Annotated in this window: 21 protein-coding genes; 5 read left to right on the top strand and 16 right to left on the bottom strand. The window is 55.3% G+C overall.

Annotated features, from left to right (window positions below; translation table 11 throughout):
* Positions 1–66 precede the first annotated feature (66 nt).
* The 7 genes from KI379_RS06580 to KI379_RS06550 all read right to left on the bottom strand — a co-directional run bounded on the left by KI379_RS06580 (position 67) and on the right by KI379_RS06550 (position 5,935).
* Complete coding sequence (locus tag KI379_RS06580) at positions 67–699, bottom strand: ferric reductase-like transmembrane domain-containing protein (protein ID WP_244879212.1); 633 nt, start codon at positions 697–699, stop codon at positions 67–69.
* Positions 696–1,649, bottom strand: coding sequence for an FAD:protein FMN transferase (locus tag KI379_RS06575; protein ID WP_212983127.1), 954 nt, complete (start codon positions 1,647–1,649; stop codon positions 696–698). Before KI379_RS06575 ends, KI379_RS06580 begins: the two co-directional genes overlap by 4 nt.
* A gap of 29 nt (positions 1,650–1,678) precedes the next feature.
* Positions 1,679–2,002 carry a hypothetical protein gene (locus tag KI379_RS06570; protein ID WP_089546419.1) on the bottom strand — a complete coding sequence of 108 codons (324 nt, stop codon included), beginning with the start codon at positions 2,000–2,002 and terminating at the stop codon, positions 1,679–1,681.
* A gap of 237 nt (positions 2,003–2,239) precedes the next feature.
* Entirely contained in the window at positions 2,240–3,181 is a 942-nt protein-coding gene (locus tag KI379_RS06565; protein WP_212983126.1) for a ring-cleaving dioxygenase, read from the bottom strand.
* 198 nt (positions 3,182–3,379) lie between these two features.
* Complete coding sequence (locus KI379_RS06560; RefSeq protein ID WP_212983125.1) at positions 3,380–4,378, bottom strand: type I glyceraldehyde-3-phosphate dehydrogenase; 999 nt, start codon at positions 4,376–4,378, stop codon at positions 3,380–3,382.
* A gap of 27 nt (positions 4,379–4,405) precedes the next feature.
* On the bottom strand, positions 4,406–4,972 hold the full coding sequence (locus KI379_RS06555; protein ID WP_212983124.1) for an NADPH-dependent FMN reductase: 567 nt from the start codon (positions 4,970–4,972) through the stop codon (positions 4,406–4,408).
* Positions 4,973–4,993: 21 nt separating this feature from the next.
* A complete protein-coding gene (locus KI379_RS06550; RefSeq protein ID WP_212983123.1) occupies positions 4,994–5,935 on the bottom strand; it encodes an alpha/beta hydrolase in 942 nt (313 codons plus the stop codon).
* A 467-nt stretch (positions 5,936–6,402) separates the two neighbouring features.
* Here KI379_RS06550 and KI379_RS06545 point away from each other — a divergent pair, with 467 nt between their 5' ends.
* The 3 genes from KI379_RS06545 to KI379_RS06535 all read left to right on the top strand — a co-directional run bounded on the left by KI379_RS06545 (position 6,403) and on the right by KI379_RS06535 (position 9,943).
* Positions 6,403–7,491, top strand: coding sequence for a low temperature requirement protein A (locus KI379_RS06545; protein ID WP_212983122.1), 1,089 nt, complete (start codon positions 6,403–6,405; stop codon positions 7,489–7,491).
* A 384-nt stretch (positions 7,492–7,875) separates the two neighbouring features.
* On the top strand, positions 7,876–8,547 hold the full coding sequence (locus KI379_RS06540; protein WP_212983121.1) for a response regulator transcription factor: 672 nt from the start codon (positions 7,876–7,878) through the stop codon (positions 8,545–8,547).
* Positions 8,537–9,943 carry a sensor histidine kinase gene (locus tag KI379_RS06535; RefSeq protein WP_084203782.1) on the top strand — a complete coding sequence of 469 codons (1,407 nt, stop codon included), beginning with the start codon at positions 8,537–8,539 and terminating at the stop codon, positions 9,941–9,943. The genes KI379_RS06540 and KI379_RS06535 overlap by 11 nt, the downstream gene beginning before the upstream one ends.
* Before the next feature lie 89 nt (positions 9,944–10,032).
* Here the strand turns inward: KI379_RS06535 and KI379_RS06530 are convergent, their stop codons facing one another.
* The 4 genes from KI379_RS06530 to KI379_RS06515 all read right to left on the bottom strand — a co-directional run bounded on the left by KI379_RS06530 (position 10,033) and on the right by KI379_RS06515 (position 14,605).
* A complete protein-coding gene (locus KI379_RS06530) occupies positions 10,033–10,488 on the bottom strand; it encodes a GNAT family N-acetyltransferase (protein ID WP_212983120.1) in 456 nt (151 codons plus the stop codon).
* A 159-nt stretch (positions 10,489–10,647) separates the two neighbouring features.
* Entirely contained in the window at positions 10,648–12,447 is a 1,800-nt protein-coding gene (locus KI379_RS06525) for an ABC transporter substrate-binding protein (protein ID WP_212983119.1), read from the bottom strand.
* Between the two features lie 193 nt (positions 12,448–12,640).
* A complete protein-coding gene (locus KI379_RS06520; RefSeq protein WP_212983118.1) occupies positions 12,641–14,098 on the bottom strand; it encodes a DUF4179 domain-containing protein in 1,458 nt (485 codons plus the stop codon).
* A 27-nt stretch (positions 14,099–14,125) separates the two neighbouring features.
* On the bottom strand, positions 14,126–14,605 hold the full coding sequence (locus KI379_RS06515) for a sigma-70 family RNA polymerase sigma factor (protein ID WP_212983117.1): 480 nt from the start codon (positions 14,603–14,605) through the stop codon (positions 14,126–14,128).
* Between the two features lie 294 nt (positions 14,606–14,899).
* Here KI379_RS06515 and KI379_RS06510 point away from each other — a divergent pair, with 294 nt between their 5' ends.
* Both KI379_RS06510 and KI379_RS06505 read left to right on the top strand, forming a co-directional pair.
* Positions 14,900–15,703, top strand: coding sequence for a MerR family transcriptional regulator (locus tag KI379_RS06510; RefSeq protein ID WP_212983116.1), 804 nt, complete (start codon positions 14,900–14,902; stop codon positions 15,701–15,703).
* Positions 15,693–17,165 (top strand): alpha-L-fucosidase, encoded by a 1,473-nt coding sequence (locus tag KI379_RS06505; protein ID WP_212983115.1) that lies wholly within the window; start codon positions 15,693–15,695, stop codon positions 17,163–17,165. The genes KI379_RS06510 and KI379_RS06505 overlap by 11 nt, the downstream gene beginning before the upstream one ends.
* Positions 17,166–17,497: 332 nt before the next feature.
* Here the strand turns inward: KI379_RS06505 and KI379_RS06500 are convergent, their stop codons facing one another.
* The 5 genes from KI379_RS06500 to KI379_RS06480 all read right to left on the bottom strand — a co-directional run bounded on the left by KI379_RS06500 (position 17,498) and on the right by KI379_RS06480 (position 25,035).
* Positions 17,498–17,950 (bottom strand): VOC family protein, encoded by a 453-nt coding sequence (locus KI379_RS06500; protein ID WP_212983114.1) that lies wholly within the window; start codon positions 17,948–17,950, stop codon positions 17,498–17,500.
* Between the two features lie 173 nt (positions 17,951–18,123).
* Positions 18,124–18,588, bottom strand: a complete 465-nt coding sequence (locus tag KI379_RS06495) for a MarR family winged helix-turn-helix transcriptional regulator (protein ID WP_306433644.1) — start codon at positions 18,586–18,588, stop codon at positions 18,124–18,126.
* 91 nt (positions 18,589–18,679) lie between these two features.
* Positions 18,680–19,429 carry an SDR family NAD(P)-dependent oxidoreductase gene (locus KI379_RS06490; RefSeq protein WP_076168641.1) on the bottom strand — a complete coding sequence of 250 codons (750 nt, stop codon included), beginning with the start codon at positions 19,427–19,429 and terminating at the stop codon, positions 18,680–18,682.
* A gap of 336 nt (positions 19,430–19,765) precedes the next feature.
* Complete coding sequence (locus tag KI379_RS06485; RefSeq protein ID WP_373309533.1) at positions 19,766–23,599, bottom strand: GH32 C-terminal domain-containing protein; 3,834 nt, start codon at positions 23,597–23,599, stop codon at positions 19,766–19,768.
* Between the two features lie 545 nt (positions 23,600–24,144).
* Entirely contained in the window at positions 24,145–25,035 is an 891-nt protein-coding gene (locus KI379_RS06480; protein ID WP_212983113.1) for an ROK family protein, read from the bottom strand.
* Between the last annotated feature and the right edge of the window lie 49 nt (positions 25,036–25,084).

The raw sequence follows: 25,084 nt of genomic DNA, 5'->3' as shown, positions 1-25,084 counted from the left end.
GATAACATCCGAATAACGCTTGATCATGCTTAACAGGCGGAGCGCAGAAGCACTCCGCCTGTCTTATTAGCGTGAAGAAGGAATTTGTTTGATGCGGGTTTTCCCGCCTTCCTGCACCACAATCAGTCTCCCTCCGCCCTTTCTGCGAGAAGCGGCGATCCGGTTCACCAGCAGGATGAGCACCGTCACGCCGGTCACCGCATAGAGCCCAATCACGGGAGCCTGCCGGCTGTCCGTTCCCAGCATGATCCCGTGGACCAGCGCCATCAAATAGGCGGGCATCGCCAGAAAGTGAATGAAGCGCCATACCTTTTTGCCGAGCTTCTTCATCAGATCCGAGCTGATGATCAGCAGCAGCAGCAAGTACAGCGACAAAATCCCCATCCCCATCCACAACCGGTCGCCGCTCGCCTTAAAGGGGATCAAAAGATCCGCCAAGGAATACCCGACAAACCGGTCGAACAGAAGAACGAGTCCGTGAACCATGCCAAATAACAGACCGAACCAGCCGCACCATTGATGCACCATGTTCAGCTTCGCTTTAACCGGCCCTTTAGCCCACGCCCCTCCCTGCAGCAGTCCTGCCGCAACAGAAGCGAACAGGAGCATATAAGAGGTCAGCCCCGCCGCCCTCGTCGTCACCCACACCGATAAAATTTGACTGATGCCGCTGCCGAAATGATAAAAGACCGCCATCATCCCGCCTCCTTTCCATTCTCCTGTCGATATGCTTCGATGAATCCCGCCGTACAGACGGAGCCGTCTTCGCAGACGAGCACAGCCGCCGCGGCGGGATGTTTGCGTTCAAGCCATGCCGTCCCGGCCTGCAGGCCAAGGATTAGCAGGCATTTGGCATAGACCTCGGCCGCCGTCAGCGACGGATGGATGACCGTCGCCTGCACCACATCTGTCAGGCTAGACATCATGGTGCGAGGATCGAGGATGTGATGCCGCTCCTGTCCCTCTCCGTCCAGCCATTTCCGCTTTAGCCGGCTGCTTGTGGCAACGCCCGCGTTCCTGCGGATGACGAGCGAATCCATGTCGCGGTCCAAAGCGAATGGATCCGCTATGTTAACCTGCTGCGGACGGTCCTCCCCGCCCCACAGCATCATGTCCCCGCCGGCGCTGACCGCCCCGTGTGCAATGCCCTTTCTGCGCATCATGCCCGCGAGCTTCTCGGCGCTCCAGCCCTTGGCGATGCCGCCGAGATCCACCGACCATGCCGGAGGCAGCTCGATGCTGCGAAGCAGCGGGTTCAGCTTGGCCCCCATCTCCGGGCCAAAAGCGCCCAGCAGCTTTGCATTAGCCTCCGTTCGATCGGATGCCTGTGAAGAAACCTTCTTTTCAGCAGCCGTCTCTCCGAAACTTCGGCCGTATCCCAGATCAGTCAGGAGCTGCCCGAGAAAAGGGTTAAACAACCCGTCGGCCCTATGGTAATAATCCACCGCCACGCTGACGGCTTCGAACAGGATCGGCGTCGCCATAAACGGCCTGCCTGCCGAACGATTCAGCCCGGACAGCTCGCTGCCCGGGTCGAAGCGGGTCAAATGCTTTTCTACAAAAGCAAACCAGGACTCCGCTTCCCTCTGCTCCGCCTCAGGCAGTCCCTGCGTGACGAATTCGGTGTTCATCGCTCTGAATGTATGCATCTTCAATCACCTCCGTCCAGCATCTGCCGCTAGGAAGCGTGGGTGCGCATGGAGCCTTCCCCGCTGCTGCTTTGCCCGGAGCCGAAGTCCATGCCCGACCGGGAGCGGCCGCCCATAAATCCGCGTTCCTGCCCGGAGAACCCTGCGTCCCCGCCGGAAGCTTCGTCCCGCCACTGGTTCTCGACGTCGCCGCTTGAGTCGTCTTGTCCCGCTCCGAAGATCGGGGAAGCGCTCGCCACATTCCCTGCAGCAGTGTCGGCCGGATTAAACTTGGAGATATATCCTACGAAACCTGTAAACATGACCACACCCGCCATGCCTGCCGTCCATTTGATCCATTTGGAATTTGCCATATACAGACCACCTTGTTTCAAGTATGTTCATTCCCGTTATGCTGTCATTGTACGGGGCGATGGTGAAAAGATGGTGAAAAGCCAATGTCTCACCATAAAGTCTAGCGTTCAGGCAGAAGATTGCTAAAAAAAAGATGACCCCTGTCCTTGCAGGGATCATCGATGGACGGCGGTTCTAAATTACCTCATATCCAAATGCTGATTGTCTCACGATATCGCGCACCGCCTGTTCCGCGGTCAATTCCATACTTTCTCGGTCGTAACCGGCTCTAACCGGGCTTCAATGTCACCGCGCTGCGGTTCAAACCATTCCGGCAGCATCAGCTTGCGTCCCAGCGCATCCGGGGCTTCGTCCCGGGCGAATCCGGGAGGATCCGTCGCAATCTCAAACAGGATTCCGCCGTGTTCCCTGAAATAGATGGCTTTAAAATACTGGCGATCCTTAATTGGAGTGACGTCAAAGCCATTGACCGACACGCGTTCCCTCCACGCTTCATGCTCCGCGTTATCGCTTGCCCGCCAGGCGATGTGATGTACGGTTCCGGCAGTGCCATGTCCCGCTTCCATGTCCTCCATACGAACATCGATCAGGTTGCCGATCTCAGCCGTCGCTTGAAAACGGGCGTATCCGGCGTCTTCCCCGATTTTGGCCAGTCCGAGAAGGTTCTCCAGCACGTCGATCGTGTCGGCATAAGCCTCGCTGAACAGAACCGCACCGCCTAATCCCTTGATGGCCTGGTCATCCGGAATGCTTTCAAGCGGGCTTGCGCCCCCGGCTCCGTCCTCCCGCTCCACCAGTTCCAGGCGCAGTCCGTCCGGATCCGAGAACTGCAGATAGTTCTCTCCAAACCGCTTGCTGCTTGCTGCATCCCGTCCGAACCAAGCCAGCCGTTCCTGCCAAAAATCAATGGAGCCGGGCGGAATGACAAAGGTCACGATGCCCACCTGACCGCCCCCAATCTGCCCTTGCCGGGCCCGTGGATAAGGAAAAAAGGTCAGAATCGTTCCCGGAGACCCGGCCGGGTCACCGAAATACAGGTGATACACCGTAGGATCATCGAAGTTGACCGTCTTCTTCACCAAGCTGAGTCCGAGGATGCCGCTGTAGAAATCAATCGTTTCCTGGGGATTTCTTGAAAATGCCGTAATGTGATGAATACCTGCCGTGCGTGTGAACATCTGTATCGCTCCTTTAGGATTTTTGGATCCGGGTTTTTATTTCGAATTTATTTATCTTAAATTAAAGATAAATGATGTTCTTCTCATTGTCAATCCATTTTTTCGGAGCGAATCCGATCCGTCCCTTTCTCAAGCAAATTAGGGCCGCCGGTACTCACCGGCAGCCCCTTTCCTCTGTAACTGCAATCCTATTTCATCCTATTTCCCTGCCAAATAAGCAGCAACTTCCGCCAATCTGGAGGCATAACCCCATTCGTTATCGTACCAGGTGGCGACGGACAGCATTTCCCCCTGCACCTGGGTTAACGGCAGGTCGATAATCGAGGAATGCGGATCGGCAACGATGCGTGACGATGCCCATTCCCCTTCCAAAACGTCGAGCACACCCTTCAGATCGCCTTCGCTTGCGGCCTGCCGGAACATATCATTGATCTCCTGAACGGTACAAGGCTTCTCCGTGATCAGGTTCAGCTCGGCAATGCTGCCTGTACGCGTCGGAATGCGGTACGCTTTGCCGGTAATCTGCAGATCGTTCCAGATGAACTTGAGCGCTTTGGCGGCGCCGGAAGACGACGGAATGATGTTTTCGGCTGCAGCCCAGGAGTCCCGGCGGTCCTTCATCGGCTGATCGGTTAACGATTGCGTGTTCGTATACGAGTGTACCGTGGAGAATAAGCCGTATTTGATACCGTAGTTTTCCCGGACCAATTTGACGACCGGAGCCAGCGCATTCGTCGTGCAGCTCGCCATACTGATGATTTTATGCTTTTCCGGATCGAAGCTGTCGAGGTTGATTCCTTTCAGCAGAACGGCGTCGCAGTCATCAAGCGTTTTGCTTGGTCCGCTGACCAGCACCCGTTTGGCTCCCCGCTCCAGATGCTGTTCGGCCACAGGCCGCGTCACGGCCCGCCCGGTGCAGTCGACGACCAGGTCGACGCCGAGCTCACCCCAATGAGGCACTTCCTTGGCCGAATTCAAATACCGGATATCCCGGCCGCCGATCACGATCGCGCCCTCGCCGCCCGATACGTTCTCAGGCCAGCGCTTGTAGTTGGTGTCCACTTCAAACAGCGCCGCCAGCGTCGCTTCATCTTTGATATCGGAGATGGAATAAGGAACAAACAAACTTTGTTCCAACGCCGCCCGAAGCAGCTGTCTTCCGATCCGACCGAATCCATAAATTGCTATGTTACCCATAATAGCCTCAGCTCCTGATTAAGATGGTTATTGCCCGTTCATCTGCTGTACCTGATCGACCCATTGGATGAACGACCGCACGTAACGCTGTACATACCTGCGGGTCGTTTCATCGGTCAGCTTACCGCTCTCCGGATCAACCTTCTCCATCGCCTGCGATATATACATTTTTTGAAACGGCATCACATAAGACTGAACGGCGTCCAAGGTTTGCCGGATTTGCTGCTGCGACAAAATCGTCCCTTTAACGCCCGGCGTCGCACCGATGACCCCGGCCGGTTTATGAATGAGAACCGCGGTTTTGGTCGGGGTTGAGGCCCAGTCCAGCGCATTTTTGAGCACACCCGGGATGCCCGAGTTATATTCCGGGCTCACGATGATGATTCCGTCCACCTGTTGAACCGCTTCGCGGTAGCGTTTGACCGGCTCCGGGCTTTCCTCCCGGTCCAAATCCGCGTTGTACAAGGGAAGATCCGCAATCGAGATGAATTCATATTGTGCGGAATCTACAAGCTCCGGGATCGTATCCGCAATCATCCGGTTATACGAATGCTCCCTTAAACTCCCCACCATAATGCCTATGGTTGTCGCCATTTGCTATTTTCACCGCCCCTGCTATTCTTTGAGCCAAGCGTTCGCCAGCGCGATCGCGCCTCTAGCCGCTGCGGTATCCGCAAGAGCATTCAGCATGACGAAGTCATGAATGGCCCCCTGGAAACGGGCAGCGGTCACCCGGACGCCGGCTTCGCGCAGTTTGTTGGCATAAGCTTCGCCTTCATCGCGAAGAACGTCCGCTTCAGCAGTAATGACCAGTGCAGGAGGCAAGCCTTCGAGCTGCTCGCGCGTTGCCCGCAGCGGGGAAGCATAGATCTCCTCTTTATCGCTCGGCTTCGCAATATACTGCTCCCAGAACCAGGCCATGGCGTCCCGGCGCAGGAAATAACCTTCCGCAAACTGATGATAGGACTCCGTGTCGTTGCCCGAGTCCGTCACCGGGTAGAACAGCAACTGTTTATGAATGGCGGGTCCCTTACGTTCTTTCGCCATCAGCGTAATCGCAGCGGTCATATTTCCCCCAACGCTGTCCCCAGCCACGGTAAGGCGGTCCGTATCCAGACCGTATGCCTCGCCATGTTCCGCAATCCAGGTCAGAACCGCGTAGATTTCTTCGATCGCCGTCGGATATTTTGCTTCCGGAGACAGGCTGTAATTCGGGAAAACGACGCAGGCCTCGGCACCGACCGCAAGCTCCCGGATCAGGCGATCATGGGTATGCGCATTTCCGAACACCCAGCCGGCGCCATGGATATAAAGAATGACCGGCAGCTTATTTGTAACGTTTTCGGGACGAAGCAGTCTGACCGAAACCTGTCCGCTAGGCCCTCCCTCAACGGTGATATCCTGAATTTCAACCGGGAGCTTCGGGACGTCGCCCGATTGAACCTCGTCTACGGCTTCGCGCCCTTTTTCCGGTCCAAGATCAAACAAATACGGCGGATTGGCGGTATCTTGTGCAAATTTCAAAGCAGCGGGTTCCAAAACAACCTTCTTTGTCATATGTATTCCCTCCCATAATTTATACTACAATGCGTAGTTTCAAAAAGCATGAAATCACCCGGTAAGGGCCACGGCATCCCATGATGCCCGTCCATCAGGCTAAGGACCTTCCAATGTTGATCCGGTGCTCCGTGCAGCCAAGAAGCGTAGTGGGAATCGACAAACATGCTTGACGCATAACATCCCTTTGGCAACGTTAGAATAGCACATAATGTTTTTCGTGTATATAAAATTATATTAACTATGTTTTTCTCTCTAATGTACAAAAAATCAGTAAAAAAGGCCGTTGCATTTACCCCTGCTTAACAATCCGGGACTTCGGTTACAGTCAGCAGTCCTATTTCCGAAAATGTAGTAGACCGGGATTTGAAAATTGATATAATAAATTGATTCTTCGGATGAGCGGCGGATTCGCTTGTGACTCATTTGACGGCATTCATCACATCAAGGAGGAGATCTATAAGGCTATGATTGAAAAAAAGGTGACTTGGCTGGAGCTGTTTTACGATCTTCTCTTAGTCGCAGCCGTGTCCAAAGCAACGCATGTCCTGCTGCATGCGGAACACGGGACCATTCCCTTGGAGTACCTGAGCAAATTCGTGTTGATTTTTATCCCGATCTGGTGGGGTTGGGTAGGACAAACACTCTTTGTGAACCGGTTCGGCCAGGATATTTTAATTCACAGGATCTTCATGATCCTTCAGCTGTTGTTCGTTCTCGTCATGACGGCGAGTTTGTCGCCTGACTTTGACCAATACTATGTTCCCTTCTTTGTAGGATACATAGGCTCAAGGGCGCTGACAGTCCTGCAGTATCTTCTGGTCCATCGGGCCAAAGCGGCTCATCAGCAAGTGACCGCCTCCTATTTGGGCACCCACTTTTTGATCGGCATCCTGATCTCGGCCTGCTCGCTGTTCTTCGACTCCTGGATCCGGTATGCCGTCTTGTACGCGGGAATCGCCGTAGATATTCTGCTTCCCTTATTGGGGCGCCGGCATTTGGTCAAAACGCCCATCAATACGCACCACTTGCTCGAACGCTTCGCCCTGTTTACCTTGATTCTTCTAGGCGAATCGGTCGTCAGTATCCTGGCCGTGCTGCAATTTAATCACTGGGACCTGCCGTCCGTCCTGTTCGTAGCCTTTACCAGCCTGCTGGTCATCGCCATGTGGTGGCAGTACTTTGATAACATCGACAAAAAGGTAAGCCGGGAAATCCACACCGCCGGCCAAATGATTATTTACGGTCACTTATTCGTGTATTTATCGATGAGTATGATCGCGGCAGCCATTCAGCTGTTATACAAAGACCAGATGGATTACTCCTTCATGCTGGCATTCGTGTTTGGGTCTGTGCTCCTGTATTTCTTATCGACCTCTGTGGTGTTCCACCGGTACAGACACAAACATTTGCGGCTGAAGCCCTATCATCTGGCTATTATGCTGGGGATTCTTGCTTGCTGCTTCGTGATTGACCTGATCTTCCCCGTCCCCAATTACGCCATCGTCGGAGAAGTCATGATTTTCTTCATCGTCTACGCGAAGTTAACGACATGACCCGTTTTATCAAAAAGGCACATCTCCCAGTTATATTACGGGGTATGCCGCTTCTTCATCAGCCCCAAACCTTCAAGAGCTCCAAAGCCTTGGGTTTTGGGGCTTTTGTGATATGCAAAGTCCTCAACATCGTGCGCAGCCACCAAACGATTGCTTGTACCACGCTGAAAAGAAAGGTTGGAGCATCGGCCTGCCCTGATTCTTGACTCGGTTTGTCCGCCGGAAGTATGCTCTTATTAAACTTGAACTCCGGCACTATTTCAGGAGCTAGATCGAATGAACTAAAGAAATAAATGTTATAGGCCGCAATAGACCGATATAACAGGAAGCTCGATGCAAAACTTTAGTTCGATCTATATAGATGCGGGAAAGGATTGGATATGGATGAAAATATTGCTGGCAGAAGACGATATGCGGCTTGGGGAGTTGGTCGTGCACATGCTGAAGAAAAAAGGCGGCCATACTGCGGATTGGGTCACTACCGGCAGGGAAGCCTGCGAGTATGCCGAGGCCACCAATTACGACGTCCTGATTCTCGACTGGATGATGCCGGAAGGCGACGGCGTCTGGGCTTGCCGGCAGCTGCGGAAGGAAGGATACATGGGCGCCATCCTGATGCTGACCGCCAAGGACGGACTGCAGGACCGGATCAATGGACTGGACGCGGGCGCAGACGACTATTTGGTCAAGCCGTTTGAAATCGAGGAGCTGCTCGCCCGGCTCCGCGCCCTGTCGCGGCGGAATTTTGCGCCCATTCAAGGTGAGGAAGTTCAGGTCACCGGCCTCATCCTGAACCGGACCAACCAGACGGCAAGCATCGCGGGAGAGCTCGTCCAGCTGACGCCGCGGGAGTTTCAGCTGCTGGATCTGCTGATCCAGAACAAGGGCATCGCTTTGACCCGGGAAGTCATTTTGGACCGGATTTGGGGACTCGACGCCGATGTCGGCCCCAAAGCGATCGACGCCATGATCAAGCTGCTCCGCAAGAAGCTCAGCGGACTGAATCAAGAGCTGATTCAGAGCATCCGGGGGGTCGGCTATAAAATTGAAGCCTAAATGGAAATGGAAAGTTCCCTTCGCCTGGCCCCGGCAGGGGAGTGACCTGTTCAAAAGAACCCAGAACCGGTTGACGCTGCAGTATACCGCAGTGCTTATCGCTTTCCTCGCCCTGTTCATCGGAACGGTGTACGGGCTGCTGTATTTTCTGCTGATCAACGACCAGAAAAATCAGCTGAACGACTGGATTCAAGATATGTCCTATGCGTTTCATGAATCGATGGAGCATACCGGCTCCTATAATATTGAAGGCAATCTCGGCAGCAGCTATCCATCGTTAGCGAACCAGACGGTGGGCTGCTTCAAGGACCCTCAAGGGAATTTTCTGTACGAAGCACAGCAGCGGATGGGACTGAGCGCAGCGGTCGGCAGCGCGGTGGCGGAGTGGACGCCCGAAGGCGATCAGACGGAATACAAGACCGTTACGATCAAGGAAACCGGCCGGGATGGAGGGCCGCCAAGACACGGAAACGATCCCCGCAAGGCGGCTCCCGGAAATGTCCGCATGCTTCTTGCCGGCAAGGCCGTTTACGATAACGGGGTCTTTATAGGCACGCTGTACGTGGCCAAGGAGGTAGGCAGCCAGTACCGGCTGTTCGGCTGGCTCCTGCTCGTGCTGATCGGGCTCGCGCTGCTGTTCTGCGTCCTGGCCGTGTTTCTCAGCCGGAACATGTCGGTCAAGGCGATGGTTCCGATCGCCCGCTCGTATACGAGGCAGCGCGAGTTCGTCGCGGACGCCTCGCATGAGCTGCGCACGCCGCTCAGCGTCATCCTGTCCTCCATTGAGGTGCTCGAAATGGAAAACAGCCTGAAGGACGATCCGTTCAGCCGGAGGGTGCTGGACAACATGCGGGAAGAAGCCAAGCGGATGACCGACCTTTCCAGCCACCTTCTGACACTGGCACGCTCCGACTCAGATGAGGTTCAGCTGATCATGACCGACTTTGATCTGGCGGCCGAAGCCTCGCGGACGATAGCATCCCTGCTTTCTTTGGCGCAGGCCAAGCAAATTACACTGAAGCTGCATGCGGAAGACGGCATGACGGTTCATGGCGATGCCCAGCGCCTGCAGCAGCTGATGGTCATCCTACTGGACAATGCCATCAAATATACGCCGGTGGGCGGCACCGTCTCCCTTGCCCTGAAGATCCGGGAGGACAAACGGAGAATGCTGCACATGACCGTCAGCGATAACGGAATCGGCATACCGCTGGAGGAACAGCCGCACATCTTCGAACGTTTTTACCGCGTGGACAAATCCCGCGCCCGGGAGCTGGGCGGCCACGGCCTTGGGCTGTCCATCGGCAGATGGATTGCCGAAGCCCACGGCGGCACTTTGAGCGTGCAAAGCACGCCCGGCCAAGGCAGCACCTTCACCGCTGTCATTCCTTGCTAAGTTTTCCGGCACATGAAGTAAAGGACATGCTCACCCTGTCGATGACAGGAAGCATGTCCTTTTTTCACATCAACTTCCGCATATTTAGGTTACAGCTCTCGGGTCATAAAAGTACTGTAGGGATCGAGCGTATAGTCCGCAAATGGGTCGCACTCCTCAAATCCGAAGGCTGCGTACAGCCGTCTGGCCGGCTCGAACGACGCCATCGAGCCTGTCTCCAGGCTCAGCCGCCGGTATCCCCGCCTACGGGCCTCCTCAATGATGTGCGCCAGGATGGATCGGGCCACGCCTTTACGCAAGTGGGCGGATGCGGTCCGCATCGACTTGATCTCGCCGTGGCCGGGATCAAGCTCCTTCAGCGCCCCGCAGCCAAGCAGCTCTCCCTGTTCCCATGCGCTCCAGAATGTCACATCCGGACGCCGCAGCCCGTCCAGATCTAGGGCGTGTATGCTCTCCGGCGGCGACTCCTCCGCCATGCCTTGAAGATGCTCGCGGATCAACGCGGCTATTTCCGGCCCGCTTAAATCGTCCAGCATAATTTTCATACCGTTCACCTTCACTCCGTTGGTAAGTTTCATCTCATGTGCTGTGATCATTGTACAGCCGGACGAGCCCTTAGAAAAAGGTAATCTTTCCGGGAAACCTTTCCCCTTTCGTCAGATGTCATGTTTTCCCGTACCGCAATCGCGGTTGATCTCCTGCTGTTAACCTTCCCCTTTAAACCAGATGTCCTTAAAATCTACCCACCCGGCGGCATTCAACCGAACGCCCTGCTGCGCCGGGTGGGACAGCACCCGGGCCTCGTTGTAGGTCAAATAGACGGCCGTGCTGCGGTCGATCAACCAGGATTCCAGCCGTTGAAACGCCTCGTCCCGGACTTCAGGTTCCGCCTCTTGAAGCAGCTGCCCCACAAGCCGGTCCGCTTCCGCCTGCGTTCCGGGATCCAGCATGCTGCGAATGAAGCTGTACCGGGACAGCAAATATTCGATCTGCCGGAGCAGCCCCTCGCTCAGCAGCGCCTCGAACAGGATCAGGTCCGCCTCCCGGATCCGCTCTTCCTTCATTAATTCCTCCCAGGGCAGAATATGCACGTCCAGCCGGATTCCGGCCTGACCATATTGCTGCTGAAGCCAGTCAGCCGCCTGCTCATGGCGACGGTACGCATACAGCTTCAGCGCCTCTCCGCCGTACCCGGACCGTCTCAATTCCCTTGATGCCTCTTCCGGATCATACAGCGGATCAGCGGCATCCGGCTGCGGCTCAAGGTGAAAAGCGAGGCAAGGTGAAGCATGCGGGTACCCCAGCTCCCGGACCATCCGGCTCCGGTCAACCGCAAGTGCAAGCGCCCTGCGGAAGGAACCGGTTTGCAAAACCCCCGGTTTCGCAAGGTTTATCGTCAGCATACTGCATCCGGTGACGAGACGGCTGCGCCGCCATGTCTTCAGCTCTTGGCGGCGCGCTTCTCCCGTCTCGACGACCAGTACGCCCGGATTGGTCTCCACCGCCCATTCTCCGCCGGTGTCCGGGATGATCATCACTTCGATTCGATCGATCAGGCCCCGGGCCGCATAATAATCCGGGAAAACCTCCAGCAAGCACATTCCCGGCTTAAGCTTAGCGATCCGGTAAGGCCCTGCCCCGACGGGCAGGCTGCCGGGAACCGTTCCGGCCCCGGACTCCCCGCTGGCGCGGGAAAGGATGGCTGCCGCCGTATGTGACATAAATAACGCAAACAGGACGTTGGGCTGACGCAGCTCCATGCGGATGGTGTAACGCGATTCCGCATTGATCTCAACGATGTCCCTGCACAGCCAGGAATGATTGTTGGATTCCTGCTGCACGCGCAGCAGGCTGTATTTGACGTCATCGGCCGTAAGCTCCGTGCCGTCATGAAACGTCACGCCTTTTCGCAAATAGAACGTCCAACAACAGGCATCAGCACTAGATTCCCAATGATGTGCGACGCCCGGAATAACCTTGCCGGTGTCCATTTCCAGCTCGACCAGCGTCGCATGGATTTGGCGGATCAGATGGGTATCGAAAGCATACATTGCGTCCGCCGGGTCCAGCGTCACGATCGGTCGGTATACCGGCAGGCGGAGCGTCTCAACCATATGTCCCTCCCCGGTCGTTTCCGTCCGGTATCCGAAATAGCCGGTGAGCCAGTCCACAAACCGCTGCATCACTTCGGGTTCGCCCGCCTGCTCTTTTACCCATAGAAGCGCGCCCTGCACGTCTCCCTGCTTCACGTATTGCTGCGCTTCTCGGATCACGAGCTCCCGCTTGTCCGCCAGAAACGTCAGCTCCGACCGATGGCCTCTGCCCTGCCCGGCTGCATAGCGGATCAGGCCGGCGTCCGTCATTTTGCGCAGGATCAGCCTGGCGTTACGGGGCGTGCAGTACAGGGCCTCGGCCAGCCCGTCGATCGTCACCCGGAACGGCTCCCCTTCCTTTTCACCGGAATAAGCGCTTCGCAGCCGAAGGTAATCTTCTGCCAATTTCACCGGACATAGCCCCTTTTGTTCAGTTGAAAAAATGGTATGCATCCAACATACAAATTTTGCTGGCGCATTTCAATCCCACTGGCCGGGCTTTTCTGAAGGGAACAAAAAGGCAGCCTTCGGGCTCCTCAGCCCATCAGACTGCCTGTCTGTATATTTTGTGGTTGTACGTGGTTGTACGCGGTTGTTACGCCAACTACTTCAGCAGCTCCACCGCCTGCGTATCCTGAATCGGCATCCATATCTGCTTCACCTTAATGGTCAGCGGCTGCGGATAGTCTACCGCATCCTTGCCGAAGTTGTAATCGTAATCGTCTCCCATCGTGTCTTTCTTGTTGGACCAGCTATGTCCACCTTGGGAATATCCTTCAGGAGACTGCCTTTTGTGGACGTTGCCGTCGGCATCGGTGAAGCTGTCCTCCAGCGACAACGACAGGCTCTCGCCGGCATAGGCGTGTTCGAGCTCGCGGTGAATCAGCACCTCGCCAGGGCCAGCCGTCCGGGTGTATGAAATCAGGGTAAACCGGTCGTCCGGCGCTTCCACAATCTGCTTCTTCTTCAGGTCGATCACGATTTGCAGCTGGTCCTTGTCCACCGCAGCCGTGCCCTCCGTCTTGAGCCTAATGGAATCATACCGGGCGTATTTCTGGCCGCTGCCGTACATCAGCATCGCGTCCGTCCCCACCGTGAGGGCCTCCGAATTGTCCCGAGAGTACCACTTCGGATAATACAGCTTTTCGATTTCGTCTCCGACTTTCCCGATGAGCACCGGACTGAGCAGCCGGAATACTTGTTTCCCATTCGCCTGATCATAGTCCAGGTCGACATACGTGTGCAGCGGCGTATAGATGACCTGAGTCACATGAATCTGCTGGCCGCCTACGGTCAGTGTCCGGTCTGGGTGCAGCACGCGCTCTTTGTCCTTGAACATGCCGGGATCGAGCTCAAACGAAATGTCGAACGCCGTGCGGTATTTATTGGAGCTGGACATGAGCGCTTCGTTTGACGTCTCCGTCAAGGTCACATGAAACTTGGCATCCTTGGTATAGTGAACGGACGGGTCCAGGGGCACGGTGTAAATAAAATGATTGGCTCCATTCGCCGGAATTCTATTGCTGCCACTTCCCGCCAATTCCACCGACGCTCCTTTGGACGGGGCTTCCACGCCGCCAAGTTCAAGGGCTACGTCCGCGTTGATGACCTCTTTATCCGTTTGGTTGCGGACACCGAACAGCACATAGGCCATCCGGCCATCCGTGACGGCACCGTCCACCTCTACGCGATACCCTTTTTGTTCGACGCTTTCGGCAATCGGCTTGACGAGCCCCCGGTCCATTGCGCTCGCCAGACCCTCCACCGTGGTTGATCGGTACGGCTCCAGCATAGCCTGGCTCGGAATCCCCGCCGTCTGCTTCGGCGCCGGCTCCTCCCGTTGGGCCAAGCTGCCGATCGAGTAATTGATAATTAGCAGGGCCGCCGCGAGCGCCATAACCGTCCCCGTACTCCAAAAATAGAAACGCCGCTTCTCACGCATTTTTCCTCTCTCCATTCCTTTGCGCATAGCCAAAGTCAATTTCATCTCAGGCAACGTTTCCGCATGCTTGTTTACTTCATAGGCATCCTGCAGCAGAATGCGCTGTTCTTTTTCGGGCATAACCTGTCCCTCCCTTCTGCTCAGCCTCTACATATATTTCCGGAGCTGCTTCAGGCCTTCCCGCAGCCAAGTCTTGATCGTTCCTTCCGGCTTGCCCAGCACCTTCGCGATTTCCACGGACGTCATGTCCTGGTAATATTTCAGCATGACGACATGCCGGTACTTCGGCTTCATCCGCTCCAGCGCGCGCTGCAGGTCGATCCGCTCGCTGCTTTTCATCTCCTGCACGGCCCCTTCCTGCGGCACCTCCACCGGAAACACCCGTTTCTTCCGCCGCAGCTCGTCCATGCAGCAGTTGATCGTGATGCGGACGAGCCACGGGGTGAAGGACTGCGGGTCCTTCAGCTTCTTCCGCTTCACCCACGCCCGGTATGATGCCTCCTGCACAGCTTCCAGCGCGTCGGCTTCACTGCGCAAATAACTGTAGGCGATGGAATACAATTTTCGCTGCTCGGCGGTCAGACGCTCAAAAAACGCTTCTGCTTCCGTCAGCGTGGTTCTATTCATATGGATCTCGCTCCATGTACTATCAGCATTCAGCGTCCCCACTCCCCCCTCTGTATCTCTACAACCCGTTCACCGACGGGTCTCTTGGCGGCCGCTCTATAATATAGACGCGCGAGATTGGAAAATCGATTGAATATTTTTTAAGTAACGGAATCTCGTAAGCATGTCCCGCTCCAGTACGACGAAGTCTTGGCTCGAATGAAGCATGCGCGTCCGTTACGTACGATTTCTTTTCAAAAAACAGTTGCTCATTACGTAACGTCATGTGATGTAATGAGTATGGAGGTGTGATGCATGCATAATGACGACACAACTTATTTGGTCGGAGAAATATCCGCAGCTACCGGCGTAACGGTACGGACCCTTCAGCACTATGACAATATCGGGCTGCTGCCCACAACCGGCCGTACGGCAGGCGGACGGCGGTATTATACGAAGGATGACCTCCTCTGCTTGGAGCAGATCATTTTTTACAAATCTCTAGGGCTCTCTCTTCAAGAAATCCGCGACAAAGTCATCCAGCGTCCCGACTCATCGCAGATCGAACAAATTCTGCAAGAGCAGGAACTGGCGCTTTACCGAAAAATAGAAGAAGCACATGCAGGCATTGCCGCGATCGAAGCCCACCGAACGGCGGTCGCGGCCGGGAATGATGCGCCGTGGCAGCTTTTGGCCTTTTTTATCCGGTGTTTCAACAACAGCAGCTTGGTTGATTGGAAACAATATGCTTTTAGCGAAACCCAAAAAGAAATTTTTGGCAGACGATTTGCCACGGAACAAAGTGCATTCGATTTGTATCATACCTGGAGACGGCTGGCTTTAAAAGCCGTTACGCTGGAGCTGGCAGGCGCAGGGCCGGAAGAGTCCGCTGCACAAGAGGTGGCCAAGGCTTGGTGCACCATGGTGCAAGAGGCAACTGGCGGAGAAAGCGAACAAGTGGATGCGTTTGTACAAATGCAAGGTGAACGGGCATCTTGGCCGGAGGGCGACCGGGAACTTTTCGTGGCATCCCAAGCTTTTATCGACAAGGCGGTAAATCATTATTTATCGGGTCAATCATCAGGCGACAAGGACGGTGGAAACAGCCGTGAATCATAAAAATTACGAGCCCACCCGGGAATCCCTCAACGGTCACCCGCTTCCGCAATGGTTTGACGAAGCAAAATTCGGCATCTTTATACACTGGGGTCCCTATTCCGTACCTGGTTTTGCACCCGTAGGTAACTTTGCGGATACTTTAAAGACCGATTATGAACGGGCAATGCTCGTCTACCCGTACGCTGAAGGCTACTGGAATGCGATCAAAGACCAGACCACACCGTCTGCGCGTTATCATCAAGCCGTATATGGCAGCATGCCCTACCAAGGATTTAAACCGCTGTTCATGGACGGAGTGAAACAATGGGACCCCATAGCTTGGGCCAAAATTTTCAGGAATGCCGGTGCACAATACGTCGTGATCGTCTCGAAGCACCATGACGGATTTTGCCTATGGCCAACGAAGGTGACCAACCCGCATGAGCCGCACTGGTTTAGCGAGCGCGAGATCATCGGCGAATTAGCAGACGCTGTACGCAGCGAAGGCCTGCGCTTTGGCATCTACTATTCGGGTGGGATCGACTGGACTTTTCGGAGAAGGATTTCAAGAACGTTTATGGACTACTCCTTTTCCACACCCGGGGGCGGTTATGCAGCATACGCCGACGCCCAGATCCGCGAACTGATTTCCCGGTACCGCCCTGATATTCTATGGAACGATATATGCTGGCCAGGGAACGAAGACTCCCTTTTTCGATTGTTCGCCTACTACTATAACGCTGTACCCGAAGGCGTGGTCAATGACCGCTGGAAGTATTCAACTTCCGCTAACAAGTTGTTAAGTCTCAAACCTGTACGCGCAGTGATGGACATGATGATCAAACGAATGATCATGAACAATCCGGATATTCATTCTGCCCTGGCGCAGCCTGCGATCCCCCATAGCGATTTTTCGACTCCGGAATATACCAAATACAAGGAAATACAACCCGAAAAATGGGAGATGACCCGCGGAATCGGCCATTCATTCGGTTACAACCGCAATGAGCAGGATGAAGACTATTCATCCTTTGAAACATTGCTTTACGATTTTATAGATGCCCTGTCTAAAAACGGAAACCTGCTGCTGAATGTAGGTCCGCGCGGCGAGGATGCTCAAATTCCTCCCGAGCAGTTAAGCCGGTTGTCCAAATTTGGGGATTGGTTACAACGGAATGGGGAGGCCGTATATGGTACGCGTCCCTGGATCCGTGCGGAAGCGGAAACAGAAAACGGTGAAACGATCCGGTTTACGCGAAAGGACAACCGGCTGTATCTGATCATTTTGGGGCGTCCTAACGGAATAACCGTCAAGGTAAAGGAATTTTTCTGTGAAGGCACAGCAAATCTGCTAACGGATGGCAGTCCTGTTCAACTGAAGCGGGAAGGCGAGGATATGAACCTCATTTTCAAACACCGGCTTGAACATATTATCGTTCCTGTCATCGTAATAGAAGGAGAGCATGACGATGGAACGCAATGATTGCGCTTGTTGGTGCTGCGGGCGCGGACCTTGCAGTCAGTGAGGGATGAATGGAAACGAATCTGCGTTGTAGAAATGTCCTTTTAGCTGAACTTGTCAACAAGTTTAAGTTTTAAAGTAGCAGACGAGTGTTTGAATTGGTGAGCCACTTTGGCTTTGCGCGCAGCGCAAAACAAGAGAGCGAAGCAAGTCAAACAGGAGTTGGTAAAGTCCAACTCACAAATAAGCAGCTCTTTATGAGTGCGTAAGGCTGTCGGGAACATGCCCAACAGCCTTTTCAACCATATTATTAAAAGCGACACTCCCTCATATTCTTCAAAACAAACATATCATCAATCACTCGTAACCTCATTACCTCTCTTCATCCATTCCACCATCTCCAAATAATGCCGGTTATACATAATCCCCAGCACATTGCCAAAAGGGTCCGTTACCGAAGCCGTAACGAATCCCTCGCCACGCGGAGTAATTGGTTCGTATTGCTTCGCGCCCATCTCCAGCAATTTCGTAAACGCGGCTTCCACATCATCAACATGCCAGTACATGATGGCACCGCCTGGACCCGGCACCGCTTGCGAAGGAGCATAACGGCGGCTGATCAGACCCAACTCATGCTGGTAGTCCCCAATGCGGAACTCGGCATAGGCAAGCTCGCCAGACGATCCGGTGCGTTTGAAGTACGGGGAGATCCCGAGCACCTCCGAATACCACGACACCGCTGCCTCCATATCGTCTGCCCAATAATTAATCGTCGCCATGCCTCTTAACGTTTGTTTTTCGATCATGTTTATTTTCCTCCTCCGTTTGTTCCCTCATCATCTACGGCCATTATAGGAGGCAAAAGCTGACAACTGTACGTCATGGTTTTAATAAAGCAAAAAAACACCTCCAGGTGATGTCCATATCTCACGATATGGCTGTCATCACGTGAAGGTGTCACGCTGCGCCTCGGGGATTCTCATAAAAACCCGGTCAGCTTTTCATAGATTTTCAGCAGCTGCTGCCTTTCTTCCTCGGTCAATTTTTCAAAAAGATTTCTGCGCAAAATTTGCCCGTCCTGATTCGCCTTTTGAACGATGTCGAGACCCTTGTCCGTAATCCCCAAATAGATGATACGACGATCCTTCTCATCGACGATTCGAACGGCTAACTGCTTCTGCACGAGTTTTTCCGATAGATGGGTCAGCGTCGGCGGGGTCAGCCCCAGAGCCTTGGCGATATCCGAAGGCCGGCTGTTCCCATGGTGCTGCAGGTGAGCCAGAACGAGAATATGGGAAATTCCAAGATCCTCGTTGAACAATTTCCCCCACTGGATGATGAGGTTGTTTGTCACTTTATCCATATTGTGAATGATTTCAAAAATCGTCTGTTCTTCCATCAGGCAAATCCCCGCTTTCTGCAAGTCAAAGCCTCTAATCTGCATTAGAGGCCTTCATTATCATACATGCTTTTCAGCCGGGAATCCACCGTTCCTGGCAGCCCGTGAAGCCTGCGGCGCAGGACGAATCCCGCTTTTAACGCAATTTAATGGAGCCCCCGTCCACCATAAAGGTTTGACCTGTAATATAGTCGGCGTCGCTGCTGGCCAGAAACACCGCGACACGGCCGATGTCCTGCTCGGGATCGCCGAGCCGGCGCAGAGGAATTTTATTCAGCATCGCCTCGTATAGCTCCGGAGCATTCTCGCGCCACTGTTCCACGCCCGGCGTCAGTGCGATCGGGGAAATCAGATTGACGTTAATTCCTTCCGGACCCCATTCATTGGCCGCAACACGCGACACGCCCCGGATCGCTTCTTTGGCGGCAGCATACGACGTCTGCGTGACCTGCCCGTCAATGCCCGCACCGGATGCAAAGTTGATGACCTTGCCTTTCGTTTTCTTCAGTTCCGGATACGCCGCCTGCATGAAATGAACGGTAGGATAAAAGCCTGTTCCGAAGGATAAATCAAAAAGCTCCTGCGTTGTTTCCATAAAAGGCGCCTGTCTCGATACATGTGCATTATTCACCAGAATATCCAGCTTGCCGAAGCGCTTGACCACGTCGGCCACGATTTCATGCGCGCTCTCCTGCTTGGAAATATCCTTGATGAACAGCATTCCCTCTGTATATTGGTTAATCTCGGCCAGCGTCTCTTTCCCTTTCTCCTCATTCACGTCGACGATCGCAATATGTGCGCCTTCCTTAGCCATAGCCAGCGCCATGCCTTTGCCGATGCCTGATGCACTGCCGGTAATGATACCGACCTTCCCTTGTAATTTCATGCTGCTTCCTCTTTTCGTTATATATTTAGTTATCTAAATATTTTATATCTAAATAATAACAAACCTCAGAGCAGCCTGCAAGTTGGTAGAAACTGCATCACCTCATAAAATAGTGCATTAACGTAATGTCATAGAAGGCAGACCGCCTTTTATCAGGAGTTATTGTGGCGTTTATAGAATGTTTCCCTCTGCTGAAAATCTATTAATCTAGAGAACAAAGCAACCGCCCCCCATACACTGGGTTGCGGTTGCGTGATGGTACATCAGCTCAGCGTTACCCTTATTTGCGCTGTCTGTTCTGCGTGGGCAGTCGATAAGCCCTATTGCTGCTGCATCTTATTTTTCCGGATGAAGATCGGCATCCGGCAGGACCTTCCAGCGCTGCCGCGGCTCACCGGCGGCCGGGTCGCCCAGCTGCAGCTTTGTCCCATCGGCCGATACCTCCAGCGCCTGTCCGTTATGCACGGAGAATACCGTGACGACAGCGTCTCCTTGGTCCTCCACTCGCCAGCGCTGGTTGTTGTAGCCGAGGTAGTCGTACAGCTGCAGCCGGCCCTGCCCCGTGTCGAGGTCCAGCGCTTTGCCCGCTTGGGTCCGGATGGACCATGTCCCGTCCCCGTTAGGGACGAAAACCCATGCCTGCGGGGAAGCCCCTTCAGGGCCGCCCACCGTTACCGGTTCGCCGTTTTGCGATTCCGCAGCAAACAGTGCAAGGCCGGAGGCCGCGTTCACCAGCGTCGTTTCGGCCAGCTTGGCATCAGCCATTCCGCTGACCGTCACCTGCTGGTAAAACGCCTGCCCGCCGAACACGTTCACGCCGAAGTGCCCCTCAGCAAACGTGCCGTCCTTCACATCGAAGACTTGCACCCCGTCCACTTCCGCCCGGATCTGCGGCCCCTTCGCTTCAATGCGGATATGGTACGTCCTCCCCGGCTGGATGAACCTCGGGGCCTTGGCCAGCACCTGCCTGTCCTCAAACCGCCCGTCTACTTTATAGAAGAGTCGAATGGCCTTCAGGTTCGGATCGAGATTGAAATAATACCCGCTGCGGCCGTCAGCGCTCGCCCGGAACAGGATCGAGCCGGCGCCTCCTGTCTCGCCCAGCGTCATGTCGGCTTCCAGGGCAAAATCCCCGGCCTCCTCCTGCGCCATGTAGTTCGCATCGCTTGTATAGCTGCCCCGGATGCCGCGTTCGGTCACGACCCACCGCGATGCCGACAGATCCGGCTTCCAGCCTGTCAGATTCGTCGTAAACGTCCCGTCGGTGACGTTTACGACGCAGCGGGCTGAAGCCTTCCCGTTCGGTGACACGGCCGTAATGACGGCCGTTCCCGCCTTATTCGCCCGAAGCACCGCTATCCCCGGAGATTCCCCCTGATTGGAGGAAGTCACCTGCACGACGCCGGGATTGCTGGACTTCCATACCAGCGGCGGATGGCTTGCTCCAGAGGATTCCAAGTAAGATGCATACAATTTCTCCTCATCCCCCTTAGACAATTCCAGCTCTTTCCGGTCCAGGATGATCGAGGAGCCCGTCTTCCGCCCTTCACGCCATACGTTGTCCAGCGCATGCACCTGCAAGGACGCGAGCTTCACTTTACCTCCCTTGGTATAGAAGCTCATGCCCCGCCGGGCCGGATCCGGAAAAATCAAGTCGGAAAAGACGACCCTGCCGTTATTGCCGAACACTTCCACCGAGGATTCATCCACAAGGATCCGCAGGCGGATGCGGCTGCCGTCCGGCTGGAGCGCGGCCTCATGCCTCGTTTGCAGCAGGCTTGAGTAATCGGTAACGCCGGATGACGAGCGGTCCACAAATAGTTTCTGCTCGGCAGTCTTGTACCCGATCATCGTCTTCTGCCCGCCGCCTTCGCGGACCGTAAATCCGAATTCAGCTGCGGCTCCGCTTTGCGGCAGCTCGATATCGGCTTCGATTTCATAGGCGCCTGCTGAAATTCCTCCAAGCACGTTCGCTGCCGATTCGCTAACCTCACGGTTTTTCACGCTGAACAAGGTGCTGCGCAGCCCGGCAAGCTCCCGGACCGGCGACTGGAACAGCCGGATGCCGTTGCCCGTCGTATGCAGCGTGACCTCCCGCGGTACGGTCATTTGCCCCTTCCAGCCTTCCGTCGGGAAGCTGAACGGATAATCCCAGTTCGTCATCCAGGCCAGCAGAATCCGCCGCCCGTCCGGCGTGCCGGAGAAAGACATGGAGGCATAAAATTCTTTGCCCCAATCCGTCTTCAGCACGGTTCCCGCCGGATTGTCGTTCATGAATTTCCCTTCCGGTGTCAGCTCCCCGATAAAATACTCCGCGTCCGAGCCCTGCGTTTTCGGATTCGCGCCGGTGCTGATCATCAGCACCCATTTGCGCCGGTCCGTGCCGTCTACCGGAAGCTGAAACAGGTCCGGGCACTCCCACACCCCGCCGCGTACGTACTCCCCGTATCCGAAATTGTCGGTCAGCGTCCAGTCGATCAAATTGCGGGAGGTAAAAAAACGGATGTGATCGCCGCCGGAGACGACCATCACCCAGCGGCCGTTCGCCTCATCCCGGACGACCTTCGGATCGCGGAAGTCCCAGCCGCCCGGGTCGGCGCCGTTTTTGCCGGGATTATCGATCACGACCGGGTGCTCCGCCGAGTACTGCCAGGTCCGTCCCTGATCGGTGCTGTAGGCCAGCCCGATCTTTTGGTTGCCGTTCGGCAGATCCGGCGAATAGGAAGTATAATACGCGATCAGCCCCTTGCCGCCTGAGCTTCCGAACAATCCGGAAGCGTTCGTCGTGTCGGCCACGGCCGAGCCTGACCAGACATGCCCCAGATCGTTCCAGGGCAGGGCGATCGGCAGCTGCTTCCAGTGCAGCAGGTCACGGCTGACGGCATGCGCCCACTGTCCTCCATCCTGATGGAACAGATGGTATTCTCCTTCAAAATAGACGAGACCGTTCGGGTCGCTTGCCGATCCCCGGATCGGGCTGTAATGGTACTCCGGCCGATACGTTTCCGTATAGTATTCGGAGTCAAGCGTGACATAGGCATCCTGGACGTATGCCGTGCCTTCTCTTACAACCAGTCCGGTATATCCGGCCGAATAACTGTCGTCTGTCACGTCTACGGCGGCGGGAGCGTATCCGTCCACAAACACCTGAATCCTCGGCCCGACGGCCTGAATCTCCAAATGATGCTTGGCGTTTGGCGAATCGGGGTAAACGCTAGTCGAGGCGCTGATGAGAGATCCGTCCATTTTCCGCAGCAGTACTTGTACCCCGCTTCCTTGGTGCCGCAGCACAGCTTCATATCCGGCGGTTCCCTCCGCATTTGTCCGAATCAGCATGCCCGCGGATGAGGCTTCACCCAGTGTAACGTTGCCTTCATAGACGGCGTCCGCAGCAATGTTCCGGTATACCCGTAACGCGGCTTGTCCGGTCGTTCCCGTTCCTTTAAGCCCTTTGAGATCGGGCTGCCAGCTTCCGGTTGAAGCGAGCATGCCGTCCAGATTGCCTGCAAGGCTTCCGACCTTCACATTCTGAAATACGGCGGAACCGTTCCACACATGAAGCCCAAGATATCCGGAAGCATAGGCGGTATCGACCGCACGGATGACAGGCTGATACTGGCTGCCCCAATACACCTGCAGGCTCGTTCCCTCAACCTTCACTTTCAGGTGATAGATTTCGCCGACCTTCAGCGGCACCTGCCGTTCTTCCTGGAGCCCTCCTCCGGCTGCGTTTTTCAAGCGGATGATGCCCGACGACGGTACGATTTGCAGCATATATGAAGACCAGCCGTCGCTGCTAGCGCGGAAAAGCAGCGAAGCATCGGTCCCGGCGTTTTGGATCATGACATCGGCTTCGTAGATAAAATCGTCCGCCTTCGTGCTGGAGACCGCCATCACGTTCTCCTGCGGATCGGAAGCCAGCTTCAGCCCCTCCGCCGTCTGCTCAAGCTCGCCCTTGCCCTGGACCTGCCAGCCTTCCAGGTTCGTATTGACGCTCGCTGCCATCCTGTCCGCCTCCTTCGTTAATGCAGCTGCCGCGCCGTTAACTTTAACTTCGGAATCTGCAGGCATCGCCCATCCCCGGCCTTCGTCAGACCCATACAGCAGGATGGACGCACATGCCAAAATTCCGGCCAGGCACGCGGACAGCATCTTTTTTGCTGATCTCATCAACACTCCTCCTTATCATCAGAACAATGTGTAAAAATGACATATAAACGAAGACAAGCTTATACATGAAACAAATCTGTGCATGAAAATAAACCTGTGCATGAAGACAAGCCTGTGCATGAAAACAAATCTGTGCATGAAGACAAGCCTGATGCATGAAAACAAAACTTATTGTAAACGCTTACACAATGCGGCGTTAAACAGGCGTTTTCCTTATAAACAAACAGTGCAATGCACTCAAATCGAATATGAACGATGTCTGAACTGAGCTAGGCTGGACTTAGGTTAGAGAGAAACCGAACAGGATATGCCGAGTAAATTCAAGGTTAGCCCTTGGCTTGTCCTTGGCTTGTCCTTGGCTTGTCCTTGTCCCTGTCTCACCAAACCCTGTCCAGCATCATCTCAGTTGTTCCTCCCAGCCTAATTCGGCTCAGCACGAGATATGTACCGTTTGTACCCTCGCCCGCTTTCGGGCAGCCGGCCTGTGCTGCGGCTGGCTGCTCCCAAACGAAGGCGGGATTGAACCAAAGTTTTGCTGCAGGCTCCTACACCTTCTGACCGGATGCCTCCAGCGCCTGAAGCCCCAGCGCAAGTGCGCCGTATAATCCGGCTTGGCCGCCGAGTCCGGGCGGAACGATGTAACCATCGATTCCGACCGTAAGATCCAAGGCGTCCACGTAGCCGTTCAGGCTCCGCTGAACCTCTTGGCGGATCAGCGGGTAGAGCTGCGGCTGCTGCATGACGCCCCCGCCCAGGATGACCTTCTCCGGCGAGAGCATCAGGACCGCCGCCGTGACCGCCTGGGCGACATAATACGCCTCAAAGGTCCAGGCCGCGTGATCCGCGGGCAGCTGCGGCCCCTTCACTCCCCACCGCGCTTCCAGCGCCGGCCCGGCGGCCATCCCCTCCAGGCAGTCCCCGTGATACGGGCACGCGCCCGGGAAGCCGTCCTCCGGATGACGGCGGACCGGAATATGCCCGCCTTCCGGATGGACGAGCCCGTGAACAGGCCGGCCGCCGGCATACACGCCGACACCGACGCCGGTGCCGATCGTGAAGTACGCGCAGCTGCCCAGCCCGCGGGCCGCTCCCCACAGCGCCTCGCCGCAGGCGGCGGCATTCACGTCCGTGTCCCATCCATAGGGGACGTCGAAGTGCCGCTTCAGCTCCGCGAGCAAGGGATAATGCGCCCATCCCGGCTTAGGGGTGGTCGTGATGCTTCCATACCCCGGGCTGCCGGGGTGAAGGTCGATCGGGCCAAACGATCCGATCCCGATCGCTTCCGGCTGGCGATCTTTGAAATAAGCGATGACCCGGGGCATCGTTTCCTCAGGCCGTTCCGTCGGAAAGCTGATGCTCTCGCTGATTTGCCCGTGTTCGTTTCCGATGCCGCAGACGAATTTCGTCCCGCCCGCTTCAATGGCTCCGATGCGCATGATGATGTGCCTCTCTTTTCAAATTTTTATCGGTCGATGGATTAGGGTT

It is taken from the genome of Paenibacillus cineris (assembly GCF_018333335.1).
Classification (GTDB): Bacteria; Bacillota; Bacilli; order Paenibacillales; family Paenibacillaceae; genus Paenibacillus_AQ; species Paenibacillus_AQ favisporus.
The sequence above is the reverse complement of the archived record's forward strand: the minus strand, read 5'-3'. Positions and strand labels throughout refer to the sequence as shown.